The 20,774-nt window shown below is 69.8% G+C and carries 25 protein-coding genes and 1 tRNA gene; 16 read left to right on the forward strand and 10 right to left on the reverse strand.

The window, feature by feature from the left end; genetic code table 11:
- Positions 1-51: 51 nt before the first annotated feature.
- Entirely contained in the window at positions 52-363 is a 312-nt protein-coding gene (locus CSW64_RS09405) for a FliM/FliN family flagellar motor switch protein (protein WP_099621859.1), read from the reverse strand.
- Here CSW64_RS09405 and lipB point away from each other — a divergent pair.
- Entirely contained in the window at positions 362-1,093 is a 732-nt protein-coding gene (lipB, locus tag CSW64_RS09410) for a lipoyl(octanoyl) transferase LipB (RefSeq protein ID WP_099621860.1), read from the forward strand. The two genes, CSW64_RS09405 and lipB, sit on opposite strands and share 2 nt — an antisense overlap.
- A gap of 46 nt (positions 1,094-1,139) precedes the next feature.
- On the opposite strand, the gene CSW64_RS09415 is transcribed toward lipB, so the two are convergent.
- The 5 genes from CSW64_RS09415 to CSW64_RS09435 all read right to left on the reverse strand — a co-directional run bounded on the left by CSW64_RS09415 (position 1,140) and on the right by CSW64_RS09435 (position 5,427).
- Positions 1,140-1,499 carry a hypothetical protein gene (locus tag CSW64_RS09415; RefSeq protein ID WP_099621861.1) on the reverse strand — a complete coding sequence of 120 codons (360 nt, stop codon included), beginning with the start codon at positions 1,497-1,499 and terminating at the stop codon, positions 1,140-1,142.
- Positions 1,500-1,534: 35 nt separating this feature from the next.
- Positions 1,535-1,939 (reverse strand): DUF805 domain-containing protein, encoded by a 405-nt coding sequence (locus tag CSW64_RS09420; RefSeq protein WP_099621862.1) that lies wholly within the window; start codon positions 1,937-1,939, stop codon positions 1,535-1,537.
- Between the two features lie 143 nt (positions 1,940-2,082).
- Positions 2,083-4,059, reverse strand: coding sequence for an acetyl-CoA carboxylase biotin carboxylase subunit (locus CSW64_RS09425; RefSeq protein ID WP_099621863.1), 1,977 nt, complete (start codon positions 4,057-4,059; stop codon positions 2,083-2,085).
- 145 nt (positions 4,060-4,204) lie between these two features.
- A complete protein-coding gene (locus CSW64_RS09430) occupies positions 4,205-4,525 on the reverse strand; it encodes a heavy metal-binding domain-containing protein (protein ID WP_099621864.1) in 321 nt (106 codons plus the stop codon).
- 29 nt (positions 4,526-4,554) lie between these two features.
- The gene (locus CSW64_RS09435) at positions 4,555-5,427 is read right to left on the reverse strand and encodes a retroviral-like aspartic protease family protein (protein ID WP_099621865.1); all 873 of its coding nucleotides are present in this window, start codon (positions 5,425-5,427) and stop codon (positions 4,555-4,557) included.
- Positions 5,428-5,558: 131 nt separating this feature from the next.
- Between CSW64_RS09435 and msrB the strand changes: the two genes are divergently transcribed.
- The 10 genes from msrB to CSW64_RS09485 all read left to right on the forward strand — a co-directional run bounded on the left by msrB (position 5,559) and on the right by CSW64_RS09485 (position 12,668).
- Positions 5,559-6,023 (forward strand): peptide-methionine (R)-S-oxide reductase MsrB, encoded by a 465-nt coding sequence (gene msrB, locus CSW64_RS09440; RefSeq protein ID WP_425430368.1) that lies wholly within the window; start codon positions 5,559-5,561, stop codon positions 6,021-6,023.
- A gap of 178 nt (positions 6,024-6,201) precedes the next feature.
- Entirely contained in the window at positions 6,202-6,717 is a 516-nt protein-coding gene (locus CSW64_RS09445; RefSeq protein WP_099621867.1) for a nuclear transport factor 2 family protein, read from the forward strand.
- A gap of 106 nt (positions 6,718-6,823) precedes the next feature.
- Positions 6,824-6,910, forward strand: a tRNA-Leu gene (locus CSW64_RS09450).
- A gap of 57 nt (positions 6,911-6,967) precedes the next feature.
- On the forward strand, positions 6,968-8,416 hold the full coding sequence (gene mgtE, locus CSW64_RS09455; protein WP_099621868.1) for a magnesium transporter: 1,449 nt from the start codon (positions 6,968-6,970) through the stop codon (positions 8,414-8,416).
- Between the two features lie 76 nt (positions 8,417-8,492).
- Positions 8,493-9,836 (forward strand): glycoside hydrolase family protein, encoded by a 1,344-nt coding sequence (locus tag CSW64_RS09460; protein ID WP_099621869.1) that lies wholly within the window; start codon positions 8,493-8,495, stop codon positions 9,834-9,836.
- 128 nt (positions 9,837-9,964) lie between these two features.
- A complete protein-coding gene (locus CSW64_RS09465) occupies positions 9,965-11,122 on the forward strand; it encodes an isovaleryl-CoA dehydrogenase (RefSeq protein WP_172448503.1) in 1,158 nt (385 codons plus the stop codon).
- A 36-nt stretch (positions 11,123-11,158) separates the two neighbouring features.
- The gene (locus CSW64_RS09470) at positions 11,159-11,629 is read left to right on the forward strand and encodes a helix-turn-helix domain-containing protein (RefSeq protein ID WP_099621871.1); all 471 of its coding nucleotides are present in this window, start codon (positions 11,159-11,161) and stop codon (positions 11,627-11,629) included.
- Positions 11,622-12,002: a type II toxin-antitoxin system VapC family toxin gene (locus CSW64_RS09475; RefSeq protein ID WP_099621872.1), complete on the forward strand. Its 381-nt coding sequence runs from the start codon at positions 11,622-11,624 to the stop codon at positions 12,000-12,002. The genes CSW64_RS09470 and CSW64_RS09475 overlap by 8 nt, the downstream gene beginning before the upstream one ends.
- On the forward strand, positions 12,002-12,412 hold the full coding sequence (locus CSW64_RS09480) for a DUF3574 domain-containing protein (protein ID WP_099621873.1): 411 nt from the start codon (positions 12,002-12,004) through the stop codon (positions 12,410-12,412). The genes CSW64_RS09475 and CSW64_RS09480 overlap by 1 nt, the downstream gene beginning before the upstream one ends.
- Before the next feature lie 67 nt (positions 12,413-12,479).
- On the forward strand, positions 12,480-12,668 hold the full coding sequence (locus CSW64_RS09485; protein WP_099621874.1) for a DUF3008 family protein: 189 nt from the start codon (positions 12,480-12,482) through the stop codon (positions 12,666-12,668).
- A gap of 11 nt (positions 12,669-12,679) precedes the next feature.
- Here CSW64_RS09485 and CSW64_RS09490 read toward each other — a convergent pair whose 3' ends face one another.
- On the reverse strand, positions 12,680-13,300 hold the full coding sequence (locus CSW64_RS09490) for a DUF3885 domain-containing protein (RefSeq protein ID WP_099621875.1): 621 nt from the start codon (positions 13,298-13,300) through the stop codon (positions 12,680-12,682).
- A 243-nt stretch (positions 13,301-13,543) separates the two neighbouring features.
- Positions 13,544-14,011 carry a DUF3617 domain-containing protein gene (locus tag CSW64_RS09495; protein ID WP_172448504.1) on the reverse strand — a complete coding sequence of 156 codons (468 nt, stop codon included), beginning with the start codon at positions 14,009-14,011 and terminating at the stop codon, positions 13,544-13,546.
- 73 nt (positions 14,012-14,084) lie between these two features.
- On the opposite strand from CSW64_RS09495, the gene CSW64_RS09500 reads away from it, so the two are divergent.
- Together CSW64_RS09500 and CSW64_RS09505 are read left to right on the forward strand one after the other, a co-directional pair.
- Positions 14,085-14,858: a methyltransferase domain-containing protein gene (locus CSW64_RS09500; RefSeq protein WP_099621877.1), complete on the forward strand. Its 774-nt coding sequence runs from the start codon at positions 14,085-14,087 to the stop codon at positions 14,856-14,858.
- A complete protein-coding gene (locus CSW64_RS09505; protein ID WP_099621878.1) occupies positions 14,855-15,268 on the forward strand; it encodes a hypothetical protein in 414 nt (137 codons plus the stop codon). The genes CSW64_RS09500 and CSW64_RS09505 overlap by 4 nt, the downstream gene beginning before the upstream one ends.
- A 192-nt stretch (positions 15,269-15,460) precedes the next feature.
- Here CSW64_RS09505 and CSW64_RS09510 read toward each other — a convergent pair whose 3' ends face one another.
- Entirely contained in the window at positions 15,461-17,155 is a 1,695-nt protein-coding gene (locus tag CSW64_RS09510; protein ID WP_099621879.1) for a patatin-like phospholipase family protein, read from the reverse strand.
- Between the two features lie 219 nt (positions 17,156-17,374).
- On the opposite strand from CSW64_RS09510, the gene CSW64_RS09515 reads away from it, so the two are divergent.
- Together CSW64_RS09515 and CSW64_RS09520 are read left to right on the forward strand one after the other, a co-directional pair.
- Positions 17,375-17,812, forward strand: a complete 438-nt coding sequence (locus CSW64_RS09515; protein WP_150131368.1) for a hypothetical protein — start codon at positions 17,375-17,377, stop codon at positions 17,810-17,812.
- Between the two features lie 51 nt (positions 17,813-17,863).
- On the forward strand, positions 17,864-19,471 hold the full coding sequence (locus tag CSW64_RS09520) for a carboxyl transferase domain-containing protein (RefSeq protein WP_099621881.1): 1,608 nt from the start codon (positions 17,864-17,866) through the stop codon (positions 19,469-19,471).
- Here the strand turns inward: CSW64_RS09520 and CSW64_RS09525 are convergent.
- Positions 19,461-19,850, reverse strand: coding sequence for a hypothetical protein (locus tag CSW64_RS09525; protein ID WP_099621882.1), 390 nt, complete (start codon positions 19,848-19,850; stop codon positions 19,461-19,463). The two genes, CSW64_RS09520 and CSW64_RS09525, sit on opposite strands and share 11 nt — an antisense overlap.
- A gap of 69 nt (positions 19,851-19,919) precedes the next feature.
- On the opposite strand from CSW64_RS09525, the gene CSW64_RS09530 reads away from it, so the two are divergent.
- Positions 19,920-20,759 (forward strand): enoyl-CoA hydratase-related protein, encoded by an 840-nt coding sequence (locus tag CSW64_RS09530; protein ID WP_099621883.1) that lies wholly within the window; start codon positions 19,920-19,922, stop codon positions 20,757-20,759.
- The last annotated feature ends 15 nt before the right edge of the window (positions 20,760-20,774 follow it).

A 20,774-nucleotide genomic window follows, 5' to 3' on the forward strand; every position in this document is an offset into this window, starting at 1 on the left:
TAGCACGGCGTCCGAGACCCGCCAAGGCGGTCACGCGGAGGGGAGAGGCGGCTAGCTGGTTCCGCCGGCCATGAAGTCGTAGACGTCGGCCGCCCGGGTCACGGCGATGCTGATCTTGTCGTCGTTGATCTGGATCTCGCCGCGGGCGACGGGATGGTTGTTGGCGAGGATCCACACCTCGTCGCTGGCCTTGGCGTCGAGCGGGATCACCGCCCCCCGGCCCATGCGCAGCAGCTGTTGCATCGGAAGCGTCGAGCGCCCGAGGACAACGGAAATCTCGACGTTGACGGCCTTGACCTGACTCACGGAAGCGCCCCGGCCCCTCGCATAATCCAACTCCAGGGGCCACATTGGGGGCGCCATGCTTGCTCAGCCGTTAAGTTCCGATTCAGCACACGCCAACGGGCCGATTTTCGGCCGCGCCGACGCCGTCCCGGCCGGCTGGGCGGTGTCGACCGCGCCCGTGCCCTATCCCGAGGCCGTCGCCGCCATGGAGGCGCGCGCCGCCGCCATCGCCGAGGGGCGGGCGGGGGAGCTGGTCTGGCTGCTGGAGCATCCGCCGCTCTACACGGCCGGGGTCTCGGCCAAACCGGCGGACCTGGTCGATCCGGACCGGTTCCCGGTGTTCGAGAGCGGCCGCGGGGGCCAGTTCACCTATCACGGCCCCGGCCAGCGGGTGGCCTATGTCATGCTGGACCTGACCCGGCGGGCCCGGGACGTCCGCGCCTTCGTCGCGGCGCTGGAGGGGTGGGTGATCGAGGCCCTGGCGACCTTCAACGTCGTCGGCGAGCTGCGCGACGGCCGCGTGGGCGTCTGGGTCGAGCGCAAGGGCCCCGGCTGGTCGCGCGAGGACAAGATCGCCGCCGTGGGCGTAAAGCTGCGCCGCTGGGTCAGCTTCCACGGAATCAGCTTCAACGTGGAGCCGGACCTCGACCACTTCGGCGGCATCGTGCCCTGCGGCGTGACCGAGCATGGGGTGACCAGCCTGGTCGACCTGGGCCTGCCGGTGACCATGGACGAGGCCGATGCGGCGCTGAAGGCCAGCTTCCGCCGGGTGTTCGGCGAGGTCGCCGAGACCGCGCCGCCGATCTGACAGGGAAGGGGGCGCGCCCGCTGCGCGACCATGCCCCCGGTCGCGATCAGCCCTTCGAGCAGGCCTTCCAGGCCTGGTAGTCGGCGCGGTCGTCGCTGCGGCGGACCGACGGGTCGCCGTAGTTGAACGCGGAGCGGGGTTCCTGCGGCCCCTCGGCCACCCAGATCACGCCGGTGGCCTTGTTGAGCATGAACTCGATGTCGCGGTCGCCGCCCTGGCTGTAGACGCCGCAGACGTCGCCGGCGGCGTTGATCTTCACCTTCCGGAACTTCACGCCCTTCTCGGCGCGCATATGGGCGCGGACGGGCTCCAGGGCGGCCTCGGTCTCGGGCGAGTCGGCGGCGGCTGCGGCGAGGCCGGGCGCCAGGACGGCGGCGGCGAGGACGGCGGCGAGCAAAGTGCGCATGGTCTGGGTCTCTCCCTCGGTCAGACTAGCCCAGGCTATGCCTGGACGGCGCGGCCCGGCGGCGGGCCGAAGCGGTTGGCGCCCTGTTCGCCGGCGATGGCGCCCAGCTCGACGGCGGCCCACAGGATCACCAGGCTGAAGGCGAAGTCGACGAAGCCGCTCGGCGCCGGCCAGGCGACGATCAGGGCCAGGACGATGATCGCCGCCAGCCAGCCCGACCGGCCGCGGTCGTGCAGCCGCTTGCTGAGCACGCAGCAACCCGAGAACAGCAGGCCGGGATAGACGATCCAGCCGGTGAACCAGCGCAGCGTCGGGCCGGTCGCGGCCTCGTACAGCACGGCGATGGCGATCAGCACGGCCGTCGCCAGCAGAAAGGGTCCGCGGGCCGTTCGGCCGGTGGACGAGAAGAACAGTTCCGCCCAGTCGATCTGGCCGTTCATGCCGATGGTCGCTCCCGAGTCCCCTGGGGACAGTCGGTTCTATTTAGGCGAGCGCGCGGTTCTGCGAAAGTCATGAGGGATCAACGAAAAATCCCTCCGAGAGGACCTCGGAGGGATTCTCGAACCGGCGGAGGGGCCGCCCTCTAGGCGAACTCGACCAGCACCTCGTCGGCGGCGACGCTGTCGCCGGCCTTGGCCGAGACGGTCTTCACGACGGCCTCCTTCTCGGCGCGGATGATGTTCTGCATCTTCATCGCCTCGATGACGCAGACGATCTCGCCCTCGCGCACCGTCTGGCCGACTTCGACGTCCATCGAGACGATCAGGCCCGGCATCGGCGAGATGATCATCTTCGAGGTGTCGGCCGCCGCCTTCTCGGGCAGCTTGCCGTGCAGCTCGGCCGAGCGGGCGGTCAGGACCAGCACCTTGCGCTTGGCGGCGCGGTGGCGGATCACGAAGCCCTCGGCGGCCGGGGCCACGTCGACGGTGAAGGGAACGCCGTTCAGCGCGCCCTTGAACTGCGGCCGGCCCGGCAGCCAGACCACGTCGTCCAGCGTCAGGGTGCGGTCTTCGCCCGCGAGGTAGAGGCTCAGCACGCCGTCGGTCTCGTCGACCGCGACCACGCGGCTGTCATGGCCCACCAGCACCGTCCATTCGCGGCGCGGGGCGCCGCCGGCGCGGGCGGCGAGCAGGCGGTGCATGGCCACGCCCGCGGCGGTCATGATGTCGGTCTGCAGGGCGGTCGGCGCCGTCCCGGCGAAGCCCTCGGGGAACTCGTCGGCGATGTAGCTGGTGGCCAGCGCGCCGGAGCGGAAGCGCTCCTGGTCCATGACCGCGGCCAGGAATGGCACGTTCTGGCCCAGGCCCTCGATGTAGAAGTCCTCCAGCGCGCGGGCCATGCCGTCGATCGCCTCGATCCGGGTCGGCGCCCAGGTGCAGAGCTTGGAGATCATCGGGTCGTAGTACATCGAGATCTCGTCGCCCTCGCGGACGCCGGCGTCGTTGCGGACCCTGTAGGTCTCCCGCTCGCCTTCGGCGGGCGGGTCGTACCTGACCAGGCGGCCGATCGACGGCAGGAACTTGCGGTAGGGATCCTCGGCGTAGATCCGGCTCTCGATGGCCCAGCCGTTGATCTTCAGGTCGTCCTGCTTGAACGCGAGCGGCTCGCCGTAGGCCGAACGGATCATCTGCTCGACCAGGTCCAGACCGGTGATCAGCTCGGTGACCGGATGCTCGACCTGCAGGCGGGTGTTCATCTCCAGGAAGTAGAAGCTCTTGTCCTGGCCGGCGACGAACTCGACGGTGCCGGCGCTGTCGTAGCCGACGGCCTGGGCCAGGGCGACGGCCTGGGCGCCCATCTCGGCGCGGGTCTTCTCGTCGAGCAGCGGGGACGGCGCTTCCTCGATGACCTTCTGGTTCCGGCGCTGGATCGAGCATTCGCGCTCGAACAGGTGCACGACGTGGCCGTGCTTGTCGCCCAGCACCTGGATCTCGATGTGGCGCGGGCTGGTGATGAACTTCTCGATGAAGATCCGATCGTCGCCGAAGCTGGCCTTGGCCTCGGCGCGGACGGCCGGGAAGCCTTCCTCGACGTCCTGACGATTGTGGGCGACGCGGATGCCCTTGCCGCCGCCGCCGGCCGACGCCTTGATCATCACCGGATAGCCGATCTCCTCGGAGATGCGGACGGCGTGGGCGGTGTCGTCGATCTCGCCGATATGACCGGGGACGCAGCTCACGCCGGCCTTCTCGGCGAACTTCTTGGACTCGATCTTGTCGCCCATGGCCTGGATGGCGCCCGGGTTCGGCCCGATGAAGACGACGCCCTCGTCGGCGCAGCGCTGGGCGAAGCCGGCGTTCTCGGACAGGAAGCCGAAACCCGGGTGCACCGCCTGGGCGCCGGTCTGTTTGCAGGCCTCGATGATCTTGTCGGCGACCAGGTAGGACTGGGCCGCGGGGGCGGGGCCGATGAACACCGACTCGTCGGCCATCTCGACGGCCAGACTGTCGGCGTCGGCCTCGGAGTAGACCACCACCGTCTTGATCCCCAGCCGGCGGCAGGTCTTGATGACCCGCACCGCGATTTCACCCCGGTTGGCGATCAGAATTTTCGAGAACATAGGCCGCCCGACGTCCCTTGCGCATAAGTCTTTCCGCGCGGGTTAAACGCCCTGGCCGGTCTTGGCAACGTCCCGGAAGACGCGTCGTGGCGTCATTCCGCTGCGGAACCGGCGCCCCGTCTCCGGAACGCCGGACCGTCCGGGATCAGCCCAGTTTCACCGCCGTGCCGGTGGCGGCGACCATCAGCATGCCGTTGTCGGCGCCCAGGGTCTCGTAGTCGAAGTCGACGCCGACCACCGCGTCGGCGCCCAGGGCCTGGGCGGCTTCGATCATCTCGCGCTGGGCCGTGTCGCGCGCCTCGCGCAGGGTGTTCTCATAGCTGCCGGCCCGGCCGCCGACGATGTCGCGGATGCCGGCGAACAGATCCTTGAAGATGTGCGCGCCGATGATCGCCTCGCCGGCGACGACGCCCAGGGTCTGGACGGTCGGGCGCTCGGCGACGGTCGGGGTCGTGGTGATGATCATGTCGGTTCCTCTCTAGGGACGGGGAAAGGCTAGCGCTGCCAGACGACAGCGTCGCGATAGTCGACGGCGAAGCTCGCATCCTTCAGCCAGTCGATGCCGATGACCGCGAGGGGCTGGGTCGGGTCGCCCAGCCGGGCGAACACCGGCAGGTCGCCGGTCCGCAGCGTCCTGGCGTCCCAACGCCAGGCGCCGACGGATACGGCGGACACCTCGGCCGCGGACAGCGGCATGGGGCGGCCGTCGACGCCGCTGATCTCGCCGGCCGGCCTCAGGCGCGGCGAACCGGCCTGCAGGCCCAGCCGGGCGGCGAAGGCCGGGTTGAGCACGGTCCATTGCGCGCCGGTGTCGAGCAGGCCCCAGCCCTCGACCTCGCCGACACGGATGGGCAGCATGACCTTCCAGGGCCGGATCCAGTTGGCCTCGACCCGGCGCCAGCCGTCGCCGGGCGCGGCGCCCGCGGCGCGCAGGTCGACGCAGGCCGCGTTTGGGGTCCAGACCGCCAGCGACTGTCCGAACAGGTCGATTCCGGCCAGCCCGCGAACCGGGTGGCTCTCGAAGGCGGGGGCGGGAATCGCCGGGGCGGTGAAATCGCGGATCGCGGCCGGCCCGGCCTGGAAACTGGCGATGCGGTGCAGGCGCACGTCCATCGGGCCGCCCAGGCCTTCGGCCGTCTCGGTCGCCGCGTCGCGCGGCGCCTTCAGCTGTTCGGCCAGGGCCGGGTCGACCGTGCTGCCGCTGGCGGCGGTGTCGAGGACGAAGGCGAACGGGCCCTGGCCGTCGACCTTGGCCAGGACGATCGGCGTGTCGCCGTCGCCGCGTTCGATGGGCAGGCAGGCCGCCTGGGCCTGGACGGCGATCAGCAGCGCGGCGGCGGCGATCAGGGGGTGGAGCGTACGGTTCAAGGGAACTCCCGGTCGACGCCACTGGGCGGCAGGCGAGCGGGGAAAGCAACTTAAGCCTTCGTCATGTCGGTCTGGGTCTTGTTGGTCGCCGCCGGCTTTCGCCGGACGCCTGCGGAGCCTAGATTATGTCCATGACCCGATCGCCCTCCGGTTTCGACCTCACCCCGCCCACCGAACCCGAGCGCCAGCGGCTGGAGGCCGACCTGACGCCGGAAGAGGCGGACGTCCTGCTGCACCATGGCACCGAGGCCCCGTTCTGCGGCGGCCTGCTCGGCGAGAAACGGCCGGGCGCCTACTGCTGCCGGCTGTGCGGCCTGCCGCTGTTCCGCTTCGAGACCAAGTTCGAGAGCGGCACCGGCTGGCCCAGCTTCTACGCCCCCTTCGACGAAACCCATGTCGGGGCGATCCGCGACACCAGCTACGGCATGGTCCGCATCGAGACGGTCTGCGCGCGCTGCGGCAGTCACCAGGGCCACGTCTTCCCCGACGGCCCGCCGCCGACGGGGCTGCGCTACTGCATCAACTCGGTGAGCCTGCGGTTCGTCGGCGCCGACGAGCCGCTGCCGGACCCGCTGGGACGAGGGGACCGGCTGTAGCCGAGGGGACATGCTCCGCGAAGCGGTGCGTGTCCCCGACCTACACGTTCGGGGGACACGTACGCTGCGCGAACATGTCCCTGGCTCCTGGTTCGCCATGACGCCGAATTCACGGGACATCTTCTAGGGCGAGGCACAGGCTCCCCGCGCCGTCGCCTCTGACGGCGGAGGCCCGCGCATGTTCTCCGTCGCCCTGTCGTCCTTGTTCCTGCTCGCCGCGGCTCCGGCCGAGGCCGTGAAGATCCCGGAAGGGGCGGTGCTCGAGAAGGTCATCGCCGAGCGGGATGCGGCCCTGTTCGGGACGATGTTCGACCGCTGCGAGCCCCAGACCCTGGCGGACCTCGTCACGCCGGACATGGAATTTTACCATGACAAGGGCGGCCGGATGGCCTCGCGGGCGGTCTTCGTCGAGGACTACCGCCGCAGCTGCCAGGCCAAGCTCGCCCCGGACGCCTGGCGCTCGCGGCGCGAACTGGTTCCCGGGTCGATGAAGGTCTACCCGATCCCCGGCTTCGGGGCGGTGGAGGAGGGGACGCACCTCTTCTACGAACGCAAGGGCGCCGGCGCCGAGTCGCTGGTCGGCCGCGCCCGATTCTCGCTGCTCTGGAAGCTCGACCCCGACGGCCAGTGGCGGATGTCGCGGGCCTTCAGCATCGACCATGCGGCGGTGTCCAAGGGCGGCGCGGGGCGTTGAGCCTGGTCGCGGGGATGGTCTGTTCTTCCACAGGGGAAGCGGGGCAGGGCAAAACTGCCTCTTCCCTTCGCGCACGGCTTTTGCTAACCCCCGCGCCTCACCACGAGCGGTCGTGGCGGAATTGGTAGACGCGCAGCGTTGAGGTCGCTGTTCCCTAACCGGAGTGGAAGTTCGAGTCTTCTCGACCGCACCAGTGAATCAGGGCTCTAACGGGCTCTAAGGAAACTCTTCTCGTTCAGGAGGCCCCGAAATGACCCGGGAACACGCCGACCTGAACGAGGAGCCTTCCCGCGCTTCCAAGCATTTCGTGGACCACGACGAGACCCCCGAGGATCTCGAGGATCTCGCGCTTGGCGACGACTACGCCCTGAACCCCGAATATGTGCGCAAGGTGATCGACGCGGCCGATCGCGGCGACGCCGAACGGCTGCGCGAGCTGGTCGGGGCGCTGCGATCGGAAGACGTCGCCGACCTGATGGGCTTCCTCACGGCGGACTACCGCGAAGAAGTCGTGCCCTGCCTGGATTCGGAGACCCTGGCCGAGGTCATCTCGGAACTGGACGACAACCTCCGCGAGGAGGTGCTGGAGACCGTCCATCCGACCGCTCTGGCCAAGGCCCTGGAAGAGCTCGATTCGGACGACGCCGCCGACGTCGTCGACGACCTGGAGGGCGAGAAGCGGGCCCAGGTGCTGGCGGCCATGGACGCCGACGACCGCGCCGCCGTCGAAGCCTCGCTGTCCTATGAAGACGAGACCGCCGGCCGCCTGATGCAGCGCGAGGTGCTGGCCGCGCCGCAGTTCTGGACCGTCGGCCAGACCATCGACCATGTCCGCAACGCCGGCGACGACCTGCCGGAGCTGTTCTTCGACGTCTATATCGTCGACCCCGCCTATCGCCCGATCGGCGCGGCGCCGGTCAGCACCCTGCTGCGGGCCAAGCGCGAGACCAGCCTGGCCGAGATCATGGAGCCGGTGACCGAGATCACCGTCGACATGGACCAGGAAGAGGTCGGCTACACCTTCAACAAGTACCACCTGATCAGCGCGCCCGTGGTCGACGCCGGCGGCCGGCTGGTCGGCCAGATCACCGTCGACGACATCGTCGGGGTCATCCAGGAGGAGGGCGAGGAGGACATCCTGGCCCTGGCCGGCGTGAGCGACGCGGGCCGCGACGCCGGCGTCTGGGACGTGGCCAGGTCGCGCTTGCCGTGGCTGGTGGTCAACACCTTGACCGCGGCGACCGCCGCCAGCGTCATCGGCGCCTTCCAGGAGGAGATCGCCCAGCTGGTCACCCTGGCCATCCTGATGCCGGTGGTCGCCTCGCTGGGCGGCAACGCCGGCACCCAGACCCTGGCCGTGGCGGTCCGCGCCTTGGCCAGCCGCGAGCTGAACGCCGCCAACGCCGTCCGTATCGTGCTGCGCGAGATGGCCGTGGGCCTGGTCAACGGCGGCGTGCTGGCCGTGATCATGGGCGTGGCGACCTTCGCGGTGTTCCAGGACTGGAAGCTGTGCCTGACCATCGGCCTGGCCCTGATCATCAACCTGTTCGTCGCCGCCCTGGCCGGCATCCTGGTGCCCCTGACCCTGGACAAGCTGGATCGCGATCCGGCGGTGTCCTCGTCGGTGTTCGTGACCTTCACCACCGACTTCATGGGCTTCCTGTCATTCCTCGGTCTCGCCGGGGTGCTTCTGCTCTGAATTGAAAGCGGCGCCCGTCTTGCGGGAGTGGGGTGAACCAACGCCCTAGCTGTCTCAATTCGGATCACCAAGGCCGATGAAACCCCGCCAACAGGTCTCCCGCGCCGCCATCGAACTGATCAAGACGTTCGAGGGGTATCGTCGCAAGGCCGCCCAGCTTCCCGATGGACGCTGGACGATCGGCTACGGCCATACCCTGACCGCGCGCGAGGGCGCCGAGGTGTCGGAGCCCGACGCCGAGGCCCTGCTGATGTACGACCTGATCAACGTCGCCCATGCGGTGAACGAGCAGGTCTTCACCCCGCTGACCCAGAATCAGTTCGACGCCCTCTGCGCCTTCACCTTCAACGTCGGGGTGGAGAATTTCCGTCGTTCCTCCGTGCTGCGCCGGGTCAACGAAGGACAGCTGCTGCAGGCCGCCTGCGCCATGGAGATGTGGCGCAAGGCCGACTTCGAGGGCGAGCGGATCGTCATCGACGCCCTGGTCCGCCGCCGATCGGCGGAGAAGACCCTGTTCCTGACCCCGGCCAACGGCTGGGTGCCGGCGCCGTCGCCGATCCTGCGGCCCAAGGTCGACTACGACGCGGTCAACGCCGTGCCGCGCGAAACCCCGACGCCGGTGGTGACCACGACCGTGGGAAACAAGGTCGTCGCCGAGCGCGACGCCGCCGTCCAGCCGCGGCCGATCGCGCCGCCCGTTCCGGTTCCCGGTCCGCTGGCCACCGAGACGGCGGCGGCCAATCTGAACCTGCAGCTGGCGCAGATCTTCCCGGACGAGCCGCAGGAGGTCTCCGCTCCGGCGCCGGCCGCGGAGCCGGAGCATCCGCCGATCACCGTCCCCGACGGCCCGGCCTTCGCCGCCGCGCCGCCGCCGCCGCCGCCGGCCTTCGTGGTCCATGAGGGCGGGGCGCAGGACTTCGTCCTGACCCCGGCGCCGGAGGCGAGCATCGAGACCGCGCCGCGCGACGCGTTCCGGATCGACGCGCCCGAGCCGATCGCCGACGACACGCCCGGCCTGTTCGACGTCGCCGTCGGGGACGTCGCCGCCGGCGGCCCGACCCAGGCCCTGGTCAGCGAGGATTATGTCCGCCGCCTGGTGCGCGAGGACGAGTACGCCAGCCTGGCCCGCGACCTCGACCCGGCTCTGGCGGTCACGCCGACCGAGCCGGCGCGCATCCGCGGCCTGCCGCTGTTCGCCCTGGCGGCGGCGGGCCTCGGCCTGTTCGCCGGCGGCGTCTACTGGACGATCGGCGCGCGGGCGGGCGACGGCCTGTCCGGACCGCCCGTTATTGGCATGGCGATATCGCTGATCGGTATGGCGCTGGTCGGACTTACGATTTACTTTTTCCTTAAGACCCTTGCCGACGCCCCCATAGAAGACGACGAAGAGCATCAGGACGAGAGAGAACCGCGGGCCTGATTCAGGCCCGACGGCGACCGGCCCCGCCCGGTCGGACGCCCCGCGGCCGCGAAGCCCGCGGGGCGTTCTCGTTTCCGGAAGGATGATCGTGCGTGGCGCCGCGAAGCCTCCGTGCTAATCCACCGCGCATGACCGGACCTGCCATGGAATTCGGCCTCGGCGAGACCGCCGACGCCATTCGCGAAACCACCGCCCGATTCGCCGCCGACCGCATCGCGCCGATGGCGGCCCAGATCGACCGCGACAACCATTTCCCCCGCGAGCTGTGGCCCGAGATGGGCGACCTCGGCCTGCACGGCATCACCGTCGAGGAAGAGTTCGGCGGCCTGGGCCTGGGCTATCTCGAACACGTCGTGGCCATGGAGGAGGTCAGCCGGGCCTCGGCCTCGATCGGCCTCAGCTACGGCGCCCACTCCAACCTCTGCATCAACCAGATCCGCCGCTGGGCCTCGCCCGAACAGAAGCAGCGCTACCTGCCCAAGCTGATCAGCGGCGAGCATGTCGGCTCGCTGGCGATGAGCGAGGCCGGCTCCGGCTCGGACGTGGTCTCGATGAAGCTGCGCGCCGACAAGCGCGGCGACGTCTACGTCCTGAACGGCACCAAGTTCTGGATCACCAACGCCCCCCACGCCGACACCCTGGTGGTCTACGCCAAGACCTGCCCGGACGAGGGCAGCCGCGGCATCACCGCCTTCCTGATCGAGAAGGGGATGAAGGGCTTCAGCGTCTCCAAGAAGCTCGACAAGATGGGCATGCGCGGCTCGGACACCGCCGAGCTGGTGTTCGAGGACTGCGAGGTCCCCGAAGAGAACATCATGGGGCCGTTCAATGGCGGCGTCGGGGTGCTGATGAGCGGGCTCGACTACGAGCGCGCCGTGCTCTCGGCCGGGCCGCTGGGCATCATGCAGGCCTGCCTGGACGTGGTGTTGCCCTACGTCCGCGACCGCAAGCAGTTCGGCAAGCCGATCGGCTCCTTCCAGCTGATGCAGGGCAAGGTGGCCGACATGTACGTCGCGCTGAACTCGGCCCGGGCCTATGTCTACGCCGTGGCCAAGGCCTGCGACGCCGGCCTGACCACCCGTTTCGACGCCGCCGGCGCCATCCTGCTGGCCAGCGAGAACGCCATGAAGGTCGCCGCGGAGGCCATCCAGGCCCTGGGCGGCGCGGGCTACACCCGCGAATGGCCGGTCGAGCGCTACCTGCGCGACGCCAAGCTCTACGACATCGGCGCCGGCACCAACGAGATCCGCCGCTTCCTGATCGGCCGCGAGCTGGTCGGGGGATAATCTTGCATATGATGCAAGATTGGCTATCTTTCTTGCATGAACGCGCTCGGTAAACTTGCCCGAGACAGGCGCGGCGCGCTGGCGGAGATCGCGCGCCGCGTCGGCGCGTCCCACGCCCAGGTTTCACGCGTCGCGCAGGGAAAGTCGCGTCCTTCGCCGGAGCTGGCCCGAAAGATCGAGGCGGCGACCGGTGGGGCGGTGACCGCGGCAGGCCTGCTGGGCGTCGACGCCGCCGCTTCCACGGCGCGACCCTTGGACGATGGCCGCTGGTTCGCCGACGTCCAGGCCGACAACGGCGTTCAGCTTCCGGTGGAGATGCTCCGGGCCTTCGGGTTCGAGGAGGGGGACGCGGTGGTCTTCCGACATACCGAGGACGGCGTCGTCATCACGTCGCAGCAGCGGGCCTTGCGCCGCGTGCAGGACCAACTCTCGAAGCTGGCGCCGAACGAGGAAGACGTGGTCGACGAACTGATCGCCGAGCGCCGCGCGGAAGCGGCGCGTGAGTGACGTGCTCGATTCCTCGGCGCTGCTGGCGTTTCTGTTCCGCGAACCAGGCGGCGAGGCGGTCGGGCCCCGTATCGCCGGGAGCCATATGTCGGCCGTCAATGCCGCCGAGGTGACGGCCAAGCTCGTGCAGCGGGGTTACGACGAGCGCGACGCGCTCGCGCTGTGGTCGACCCTGGCCATCAATGTGGTGAACTACGATCTCGATCAGGCGCAACGAACGGGCCTGCTCCACAGGCGCACCGCTCCTGCGGGACTGTCTCTGGCGGATCGCGCCTGCCTGGTGCTCGCCGAGCAGCGCGGCGCGACGGCCGTCACCGCTGATCGGGCCTGGACGGTTGTCGATCTCGGCATCGCCATCGAGATGGTGCGCTGATGCGCTTTGCCTGTGTCTTGCCAGCGCTGCTCCTCCTCGGCGCCTGCGCGACGACGGGGCAGGGCGGTTCAGCCTGTCCCGCCGGCCTGCAATCGCGTCAGACGGCCGAGCTCTACTTCGGCCGCAATATCGGCGCGGATCTGGGCGTCTCCGAGGGCGACTGGCGGCGGTTCCTCGACGAGGAGGTCACGCCGCGCTTTCCCGACGGCCTGACGGTGCTCGACGCCGCCGGCCAGTGGCGCGGCGAGGGCGGGACGGTCGTCCACGAGCCCAGCAAGGCCTTGATGCTGGTGCTGTCCGGCGCGTCGGACGAGCCCGCCCGGCTCGACGCCGTCCGCGCCGCCTACAAGACCCGCTTCCGCCAGGAGGCGGTGATGCTGGTCCGGCGGCAGGCCTGCGTCGGGTTTTGAGCGGGAACGGGCCGGGCGCGCCCGCCGTTACCTTGCCTTGGGCTGTCCCCACGGGAAGGAGAGCCCCATGCCCGCCAAGTCCGCCGCCCAGCAGAAGGCCGCAGGCGCGGCCCTGTCCGCCAAGCGCGGCGACACGCCCAAGTCGAAGCTGAAGGGCGCATCGAAGTCTATGCTCGAGTCGATGACCGAGAAGGAGCTGGAGGCGCTCGCCCACACGCCGCGCAAGGGCAAGCCCGAGCATGTGACGAAACACTAGCGGGGCCGGGCTCAGCCTGCCGACGTCTCGAAAATCCTGCGCATGCGGGGCCGGTCGTAGTCCAGAAGCCAGCCGTCGAAGCGACCGTAGGCGTCCCTGACCGTGTCCGGTGTCAGGCCGATGAGGTCCATGCCACGATCGTCGTAGACGTGGAGGGCCAAGTTCGCGTCGGGATCCACGATGTAGCTGGTGACCGCCGCGTCGGGACCGATCGACATCTCGTCGCTGATCGCGCACCAGAGGAGGACGTCCCGCTGGTCACGGCGGGACAGGTCATACGCGGCCCAGTGGCCGGCGACATCCTCGTCCTCCACATCCCTCAGCCACGGCGGGACCTCGTCCCAGGTCGCGATGGGAGCGCCGGTCTCGAAACCGGCGGCGCGCAGGGAAACGAGCCCCGGAGGGCGCGGCTGTCCCGCCAGTCCTGCATCGTCGTCGAACCATAGCACCACGCCGACGAGGCGCGACGACGAGGCGAAGACGTGGTCGGCGACGGCGCGCGCCCGGTCGTAGGCCTGAGAGAAGCGGGCCACCGGCTGGGTCTGGTTCGGGAACAGCTCCCCGCCGAGCTCGAAGCGCAGGGAGGAGGGCGAGCGCTCGAAGGGGTCTAGCCAGCCGGGACCGAATTTCATGCGGCGAACCTATCGTCCTCCCCAGACATGCGAAAGGCCGCCGGGCGCCCGGCGGCCTTTCCATCGTCGTGCCGCGGTCGCGGCTATAACGCTACGCGCTGATCAGGCGCAGACCCCCGCGTTGGCGGAAGACCAGGTCATGCGTTGCGACCGAGGGCTCATACGATGAGACACGTGGTCACCTCCTTTCAGCTGTTGAACAGGACCTCCAATATGGGTCCGTTCCGCAAGGACGCAAACCCCCTACTTCAGTTTCTGCACCTTGGCCGGGCAGCTGTCTCCGAGCCGCTTGGCCGAAGTGCTGGCGGTGGCCGAGATCGGGATGCCGCCGTAGCGGCCCGACAGCTTGGCGTCGAGGTTGAAGGCGGTCGGCGAATAGGCGCCGGTGGCGGTGACGTTCACCTGGCGGCCGCGCTTATCCACGCAGGTCCCCTTGAAGTACATCTTGCCGTCGGCGACCCGCTTCTCCGGATAGGTGCAGGTGTAGTGGCGGTTGATCCGGCCGTTGAGGATCTTGTCGACGTCCTCGGGCGTGATGCAGCGGCGCTCACGCTCGGTCTTGCTGATGACCATCGAGGCGGTGTTGGTGCTTTCCCACCAGCCGGGCTCGATCGTCGCCGTCGGCGTCTGGGCCACGGCGGGCGCGGCGAGCAGGCCGGCCGCGATCAGCGGGGCGAGGGCGCGGAGGCTCTGGAAGGTCAAGTTGGTCATGGTGGTCCTATGCACGTCCGTGCATGAATGCACGATGAGCGTGGGATTCAAGACGGAGGTAGGAAAGCGCGTCATGCCGAGTTGGGATCCCGTCGTCTACGAGCGCTACAAGACCTATCGCGACCGGCCGGCCCTGGACCTGATGGTCCAGTTGCCCCAGCGCGAGTACCGCGAGATCTGGGACCTCGGCTGCGGCACCGGCGAGCACGCCGCCCTGCTGGCCGCCCGTCATCCGCAGGCCAACGTCCACGGCCTCGACTCCAGCCCCGAGATGCTGGCCAAGGCGAAGAAGCGCGACGCCCGGGTCGACTGGGTCCTGTCGGGGGTCGAGGACTGGGCCCCGGCCGTCGCGCCGGACCTGGTCTTCACCAACGCCACGCTGCAATGGCTGCCGGACCACCAGGACCTGATCCCCGCGCTGGTCGGGAAGATGGCCCCCGGCGGCGTCTTCGCCTGCCAGATGCCGATGGCCTGGGAGACCGAGCACCACCGCATTCTGCGCGAGACCGCCGTGGAGGGCGCCTGGGCCAGCCATACGGCCGAGGCGCGGCTGATCCGGCCGACCCCGCCGCTGGCCGACTACTATGGCTGGCTGGCCGGCCAGTGCGGCGACATCGACATCTGGACCACCACCTATCTCCACGTCCTGGAGGGCGAGGACCCGGTGGTCGACTGGATGTACGGCACCGCCCTGCGGCCCTACCTCGACGTCCTGACCGAGCAGCCGCTGTGCGACGCATTCCTGGCCGAGTTCCGCGCCCGGATCGCCAAGGCCTTCCCGCCGCGCGCCGACGGGGTGACCCTGTTCCCGTTCCCGCGCCTGTTCATGGTGGCGGTCAAGCGGTGACGGAGCGGCCTTCGGAGCGCGCCGGGCTCGGAGACTTCGCCGGCTGGACGCTTCGGAACGATCCCGCCCGCGTCGACCGCAGGGCGTTCCACATCTGGGCGGCTGTGCTGGGCCTGGTCGGCCTCGGTATCCTGGCGATGCTGGTCTGGATGATCCTGGCGCCCGAAGCGGCCAGGCCCGTTGCTCAGACGATCGCCTTCTGGACGATCAAGAGCGCGCGCTGGGGAGACTACAGTCACGGCCACTATCTTTGGGTCCTGTTCTTCCTGGGGTTCTGGACCCTGGTCCTGCTGTCCGCGGCCGCCTGGCTGGCGACCGGCGCGGCCGACCTCAAACAGCGCCGGCTCGACGCCGGCCTGGGGCGGATCCTCAAGGAGATCGCCGAACGCGACGAGCCGCCTAGAGCCTAAGGCGTCCGTCGCTCCGCTTGGGGGGCGCGCACCCTGCGGGAACCTGTCCCTCAATCCGTCATCCTCGCGCTCGTCGCGAGGACCTATGCCGGGTGAAGCGGACGGGAAGGCGGGACGTTGCCGCCCGCCGTGTTCATGGGGCCTCGCGACGAGCGCGAGGATGACGGGGTAAAGTGGGAGTGCGTGTGGCGCCTACCCCTTCCGTCGTCGGAGTTCCGTCACCGGATGGTCCAGCCGGTCCAGGGCCTCGAGAGTGGCCCGGTAGCCGGCCTCGACGGCGGGGCCGTAGGCCTTCCAGTCGCGCATGTCGATGGCCTCGACCTTGGGCAGGATCAGCAGGTCGGTGGCCTCGCGGGCGGCGATCAGGTCGCGGCCGATGGTCACCGTGGCGGCGCGCATCAGCAGGCCGACGATCGGCGGACCCTTGCGCCACTCGCCGGACAGCAGCCAGCGCCAGACGCTGGCCGGGCGGGCGACGTCGTCGGCGGTGATGCTGCGGCCCCGGGTGACGTCGACGCCGACGATCGGTCCGCGCTGCAGGCTGCGCATGATGTCGGCCGGGAAGTTCTTCATCACCGCCCCGTCGACCAGGACGTCGTCGCCGTCGACGGCCGGCGGCATGACGCCGGGCAGGGCGATGGTCGCCCGCAACGCCTTGCGCGCCTTGCCCCGGCGATGGAGCTGGTAGCCGCCCGTGGTCAGGTTCGAGGACACGCAGAAGAACGGCAGCCACAGATCCTCGATCCGGGTCTCGCCGAAATGCTCGTGCAGCCGCGCCTGGACCTTCAGGCCCAGGGTCATGGCGATCAGGGGGATGGCGATGTCGTCCAGCGGGCTGCTCTCGACGAAGGCCTGGCCGATGCGGCGCTCCATCTCCGCCTGGTCCCAGCCCATGGCCAGGGCGGCGGCGACGATGGCGCCCATCGAGGCCCCGCCGACGAAGTCGATCGGCACGCCGCGCTCCCGCAGCGCCCGGATGGCGCCGATGTGGGCGTAGGCCCGGGCGCCGCCGCCGGACAGCACCAGGCCCACCGACCGGCCGGTCAGGACCCGCGCGATCCGGGCCACGTCGGCGGGCAGTCCCTCGCGCAGGTGGAACAGCCGCGTGGCCCGGGCGGCGTCCAGCCAGGCGTCGGAGCCCTGCGGCCGCCGACAGTCGTTGCGCTGGATCAGGATCAGGTCGACCAGCTGCTGCTCCTGCAGCGGCTCGGAGGCGTAGGCCTCGACGGTCGCCGGCGGCGGGCGGTCGCCGTGCCCCACCCAGAAGATGCGGTCGACCTGGCGGCCGACGGTCGATTTCCAGCCGTCGTCGGCGTGTTCGGCGGCGTAGAGGACGTAGTCGTAGTCGGCCTCAGTGTTGGAGAACCACTCGGTGGGGGCGTTGGCCGCCTCCGACCCGACCACGGTCACCGAATGGTCCTGGCGCGCGATCTCCAGCGCGATCTTCTCGACCAGCGGGCGGATCTTGCGGCCGGGCCCGGCGGCGATGAAGCCGTAGACCGAGGGCTCGCCCAGCGACGCCTGGCCGGCCGCCTGGCGGGTGCGCAGGATCATCAGCCGGGCCAGTTCGGTCATCACCGCCGGATCAGCCTCGGCGGCGGCGAAGAAGTCGTCGCGGGACAGGGCCAGGATCTCGGAATCGCGCAGGGCGACGACCTGGCCGGAATGGGGCGTGCCGGCGATCAGGGCCATCTCGCCGGCCGGCTCCCCGGGGCGGATCACGCCCAGAAACTGGCGCTCCTGACCCTCCTCGCGGCGGAACGCGCCCAGCCGGCCGGCCTGGACCAGGTAGAGCTCGGAGGCCGCCTCGCCGGCGTCGTAGAGGTGGGCCCCGCCGGGCAGCGAGAACCAACGCGCCGCGCCGCTCAGGCGCTCCAGCGCGAACATCCGCTCCAGGGCGGTCTCGTCTCGGTGTCGGCCGGGCTTCCCCACGAGGCGGAAAGTTATCAGCCGGCGCGAGTCGGCGCTTGTGAAAACCGCCTGCGGACGAACCTCCGAAAGTGGTGAGCGCCCCGGGTTCGCGCGGACGGTGAAACGTACAGGCCGTTGACATTCGCTTCACGCCTTGGGGCGCATAGGGCAGGGACCCCCGCCCGAGTGAAGCTCTTGAAACTCCAAGATATCCTGCGCGCCGCCACCCGGCGTCCGCTGCTGCTGACCCTGTCGGCCGTCGCCCTGATCGCCGTCGTCGTCCTGGCCCTGACGCTGCGCATCTCGCCCCATGTGACCGTCAAGCTGGAGCTGACGCCGGCGGCGCACGCGCAGCTGGTGAGGAGCCGTCTGCCGATCTGCCTCGACCTGACCCTGGCGGGCGACGGCGGGGACACGGTGGGCCTGCGCGGCGAGCGCCGCTGCCTGTTCGACGCCGGCGAAGTGGTCTTCAGGGGGCATCCCTATCTCAAGCGGGGAGAGACGCAGCTGGTCATCCGCACCGCGGGCTACGAGGGCACGAGCCAGGCCCACGCCTATCGCTGCGCCGAGGTCGTCCATCCTGTCGGCGGCGCGTCGGAGATCAAGCTGACCGCCAGCTGCGATCTGCTCTAGACGGACGCGGGGCCGCTTCCGGCGGGCGGCGGAACAGGCTATGCCTCCCGCATGCCGAGACTGAGCACAACCGTTGACCCCAAGTCCGAGGGCTTCCGCAAAAACCTTGCGGTGAACGAGGCGCTTGCGGAAGAACTTCGCCAGAATGTCGCCAAGGCCGCACTGGGCGGCCCCGAGAGCTCTCGCCAGCGGCATTCCAGCCGCGGCAAGCTGCTGCCCCGAGAGCGGGTCGAGCGGCTGCTGGATCCCGGCTCGCCGTTCCTGGAGGTCGGCCAGCTGGCCGCCCACGGCATGTACGAGGACGGCGCGCCCTCGGCCGGGATCATCACCGGCATCGGCCGGGTCTCGGGCCGCGAGGTCATGATCGTGGCCAACGACGCCACGGTGAAGGGCGGCGCCTACTATCCGATGACGGTCAAGAAGCACCTGCGCGCGCAGGAGATCGCGCTGCAGAACCGTCTGCCCTGCGTCTATCTGGTCGACAGCGGCGGCGCGAACCTGCCGCACCAGGCCGAGGTCTTCCCCGACCGCGAGCATTTCGGCCGCATCTTCTACAATCAGGCCCGGATGAGCGCCGAGGGGATCAGCCAGATCGCCTGCGTCATGGGCTCCTGCACCGCCGGCGGCGCCTATGTCCCGGCGATGAGCGACGAGACGGTGATCGTCCGCGGCGCGGGCGAGGAGAGCCAGGGCACCATCTTCCTGGCCGGTCCGCCGCTGGTGAAGGCCGCCACGGGCGAGGTCATCTCGGCGACCGACCTGGGCGGCGCCGACGTCCACGGCCGGCGCAGCGGCGTGGTCGACCATGTCGCCGCCAACGACGAGCATGCGCTGGAGATCGTCCGCTCGATCGTCGCCAACCTGAACACCACCAAGCGGCTGGACATCGACGTCCGCGAGCCGGTCCCGCCCAGGTACGACCCCCAGGAGCTGTACGGCATCGTCCCGCAGGACGTCCGCGCGCCCTACGACGTGCGCGAGGTCATCGCCCGGCTGGTCGACGGCAGCGAGTTCGACGAGTTCAAGCCGCTGTACGGGACGACCCTGGTCACCGGCTTCGCCCGCATCTGGGGCTATCCGGTCGCCATCCTGGCCAACAACGGCGTGCTGTTCTCCGAAAGCGCCCTGAAGGCGGCCCACTTCATCGAGCTGGCCTGCAAGCGGCGCATCCCGCTGGTCTTCCTGCAGAACATCTCGGGCTTCATGGTCGGCGGCAAGTACGAGGCCGGCGGCATCGCCAAGGACGGGGCCAAGATGGTCACCGCCGTGGCGTCCGCGAACGTGCCCAAGTTCACCGTCCTCATCGGCGGCAGCTTCGGGGCCGGCAACTACGGCATGTGCGGCCGCGCCTACAGCCCGCGCTTCATGTTCACCTGGCCCAACAGCCGCATCAGCGTGATGGGCGGCGAGCAGGCGGCTTCGGTCCTGGCCACCGTCCACCGCGACGCCGGCAAGTGGACGCCGGAGCAGGAGGAGGCCTTCAAGGCCCCCGTCCGCCAGAAGTATGAGGACGAGGGCAACCCCTACTACGCCACGGCCCGCGGCTGGGACGACGGGGTGATCGATCCCGTCCAGACCCGGGACGTCCTGGGCCTGGCCATCTCGGCCAGCCTGAACGCGCCCGTGCCGGAGACCACCTTCGGCGTGTTCAGGATGTAAGCTTGAAGGACGACAGGAAGACGGAGCGCTCGTCCGCCGGAATCGCGACCAGGGCCGTGCGCAGGGCCTCGGTCAGGCGGTCCAGCAGGGCGAGTTCGGCGGCCTCAGGACGTTGGCCGGGATGACGGACGCGGCGTTGTTCGAAGAACAGGGTCAGCCACAGCGTCCTGGCGTCGCCGACCCACAGCTGGTTCGCCGCGGCCACCGTCCGCGTCGTGTTGGCGATGTCGGCCAGGGCTTCGAAGCCGCCGGCGGTTTCGTAGCCGTCGATCAGGTAGGCCAGCCGGAAGGCGGTCCTGAACGGGAGATTGTGCGGAATGGCTTCGAATTCGCCCTGCAGGATGCGATCTTCCCATTCGACTGACGACTGATCGGCCAAGCTGAACCCTCTGATGAAACTCGCGTTGCTCAGGCCTATAGCTTGAGCCGGCAGCAGAAAGCGAAGACCATGACCAATCCGATCGCCGATCCGCTCGTCGAGGTGGCCGACACCGACGCCCTCAGCGACACCGTCATCCTGGACGCCAGCCCCTCGGGCGTGGCGGTGGTGATGATCAACCGCCCGGACCGGAAGAACGCCTTCGACGCCGAGGTCATCGCGGCCCTGCGCCAGACCTTCGAGACCCTGCGCGACGCCGACGGCGTGCGGATCGTCTTCCTGCGCGGGGCGGGCGGGGCGTTCAGCGCCGGCGCCGACCTGGAATGGATGCGCGCCGCCGCGGGCTTCAGCAAGGACGAGAACCGTCAGGACGCCCTGGCCCTGGCCGAGATGCTGCTGGCCCTGCGCGAGCTGCCGCAGCTGACCGTGGCCCTGGTCGAGGGGCCGGCCTTCGGCGGCGGGGCCGGCCTGGTCGCGGCCTGCGACTACGCCGTGGCCCTGAACGACGCCAAGTTCGCCTTCTCCGAGGCCAAGCTGGGCCTGGTCGCGGCGACCATCAGCCCGCACGTGGTGTCCGCCATCGGCCCGCGCCGCGCCAAGAGCCTGTTCGCCACCGCCCGCCTGTTCGACGCCGCCTTCGCCGAGAAGATCGGCCTGGTCGACGAGGTGGTCGACGACGTCGCCAGTCTGGAGGCGACGATGGAGCGGCTCTCGAACGAGATCATGGCCTGCGCGCCCGGAGCGGTGCGCGCCTCGAAACAACTGGTCGAGGACGTCGCCGGCCTGCCGATCGACGACGAGCTGCTGGAGGAGACGGCCAAGCTGATCGCAGATCGCCGGGCCAGCGAGGAAGGCAAGGAGGGCGTCCGCGCCTTCCTCGAGAAGCGCAAGCCGTCCTGGACGGTCTGATCGGGCGTGTGGGGA

Origin of the sequence: Caulobacter mirabilis (assembly GCF_002749615.1) — a bacterium.
Lineage (GTDB): Bacteria > Pseudomonadota > Alphaproteobacteria > Caulobacterales > Caulobacteraceae > Caulobacter > Caulobacter mirabilis.

Excerpts from the sequence above, each read along its gene's own strand:
- CSW64_RS09425 (WP_099621863.1), bottom strand. The coding sequence starts at position 4,059 with ATGTTCTCGAAAATTCTGATCGCCAACCGGGGTGAAATCGCGGTGCGG.
- CSW64_RS09465 (WP_172448503.1), top strand. The coding sequence starts at position 9,965 with ATGACCGGACCTGCCATGGAATTCGGCCTCGGCGAGACCGCCGACGCC.
- CSW64_RS09510 (WP_099621879.1), bottom strand. The coding sequence starts at position 17,155 with ATGTTCGCGCTGGAGCGCCTGAGCGGCGCGGCGCGTTGGTTCTCGCTG.
- mgtE (WP_099621868.1), top strand. The coding sequence starts at position 6,968 with ATGACCCGGGAACACGCCGACCTGAACGAGGAGCCTTCCCGCGCTTCC.
- CSW64_RS09530 (WP_099621883.1), top strand. The coding sequence starts at position 19,920 with ATGACCAATCCGATCGCCGATCCGCTCGTCGAGGTGGCCGACACCGAC.
- CSW64_RS09460 (WP_099621869.1), top strand. The coding sequence starts at position 8,493 with ATGAAACCCCGCCAACAGGTCTCCCGCGCCGCCATCGAACTGATCAAG.
- CSW64_RS09470 (WP_099621871.1), top strand. The coding sequence starts at position 11,159 with ATGAACGCGCTCGGTAAACTTGCCCGAGACAGGCGCGGCGCGCTGGCG.
- lipB (WP_099621860.1), top strand. The coding sequence starts at position 362 with ATGCTTGCTCAGCCGTTAAGTTCCGATTCAGCACACGCCAACGGGCCG.
- CSW64_RS09430 (WP_099621864.1), bottom strand. The coding sequence starts at position 4,525 with ATGATCATCACCACGACCCCGACCGTCGCCGAGCGCCCGACCGTCCAG.
- CSW64_RS09405 (WP_099621859.1), bottom strand. The coding sequence starts at position 363 with ATGGCGCCCCCAATGTGGCCCCTGGAGTTGGATTATGCGAGGGGCCGG.
- CSW64_RS09520 (WP_099621881.1), top strand. The coding sequence starts at position 17,864 with ATGCCGAGACTGAGCACAACCGTTGACCCCAAGTCCGAGGGCTTCCGC.
- CSW64_RS09480 (WP_099621873.1), top strand. The coding sequence starts at position 12,002 with ATGCGCTTTGCCTGTGTCTTGCCAGCGCTGCTCCTCCTCGGCGCCTGC.
- CSW64_RS09495 (WP_172448504.1), bottom strand. The coding sequence starts at position 14,011 with ATGACCAACTTGACCTTCCAGAGCCTCCGCGCCCTCGCCCCGCTGATC.
- CSW64_RS09485 (WP_099621874.1), top strand. The coding sequence starts at position 12,480 with ATGCCCGCCAAGTCCGCCGCCCAGCAGAAGGCCGCAGGCGCGGCCCTG.
- CSW64_RS09445 (WP_099621867.1), top strand. The coding sequence starts at position 6,202 with ATGTTCTCCGTCGCCCTGTCGTCCTTGTTCCTGCTCGCCGCGGCTCCG.
- CSW64_RS09490 (WP_099621875.1), bottom strand. The coding sequence starts at position 13,300 with ATGAAATTCGGTCCCGGCTGGCTAGACCCCTTCGAGCGCTCGCCCTCC.
- CSW64_RS09415 (WP_099621861.1), bottom strand. The coding sequence starts at position 1,499 with ATGCGCACTTTGCTCGCCGCCGTCCTCGCCGCCGCCGTCCTGGCGCCC.
- msrB (WP_425430368.1), top strand. The coding sequence starts at position 5,559 with ATGACCCGATCGCCCTCCGGTTTCGACCTCACCCCGCCCACCGAACCC.
- CSW64_RS09420 (WP_099621862.1), bottom strand. The coding sequence starts at position 1,939 with ATGAACGGCCAGATCGACTGGGCGGAACTGTTCTTCTCGTCCACCGGC.
- CSW64_RS09500 (WP_099621877.1), top strand. The coding sequence starts at position 14,085 with ATGCCGAGTTGGGATCCCGTCGTCTACGAGCGCTACAAGACCTATCGC.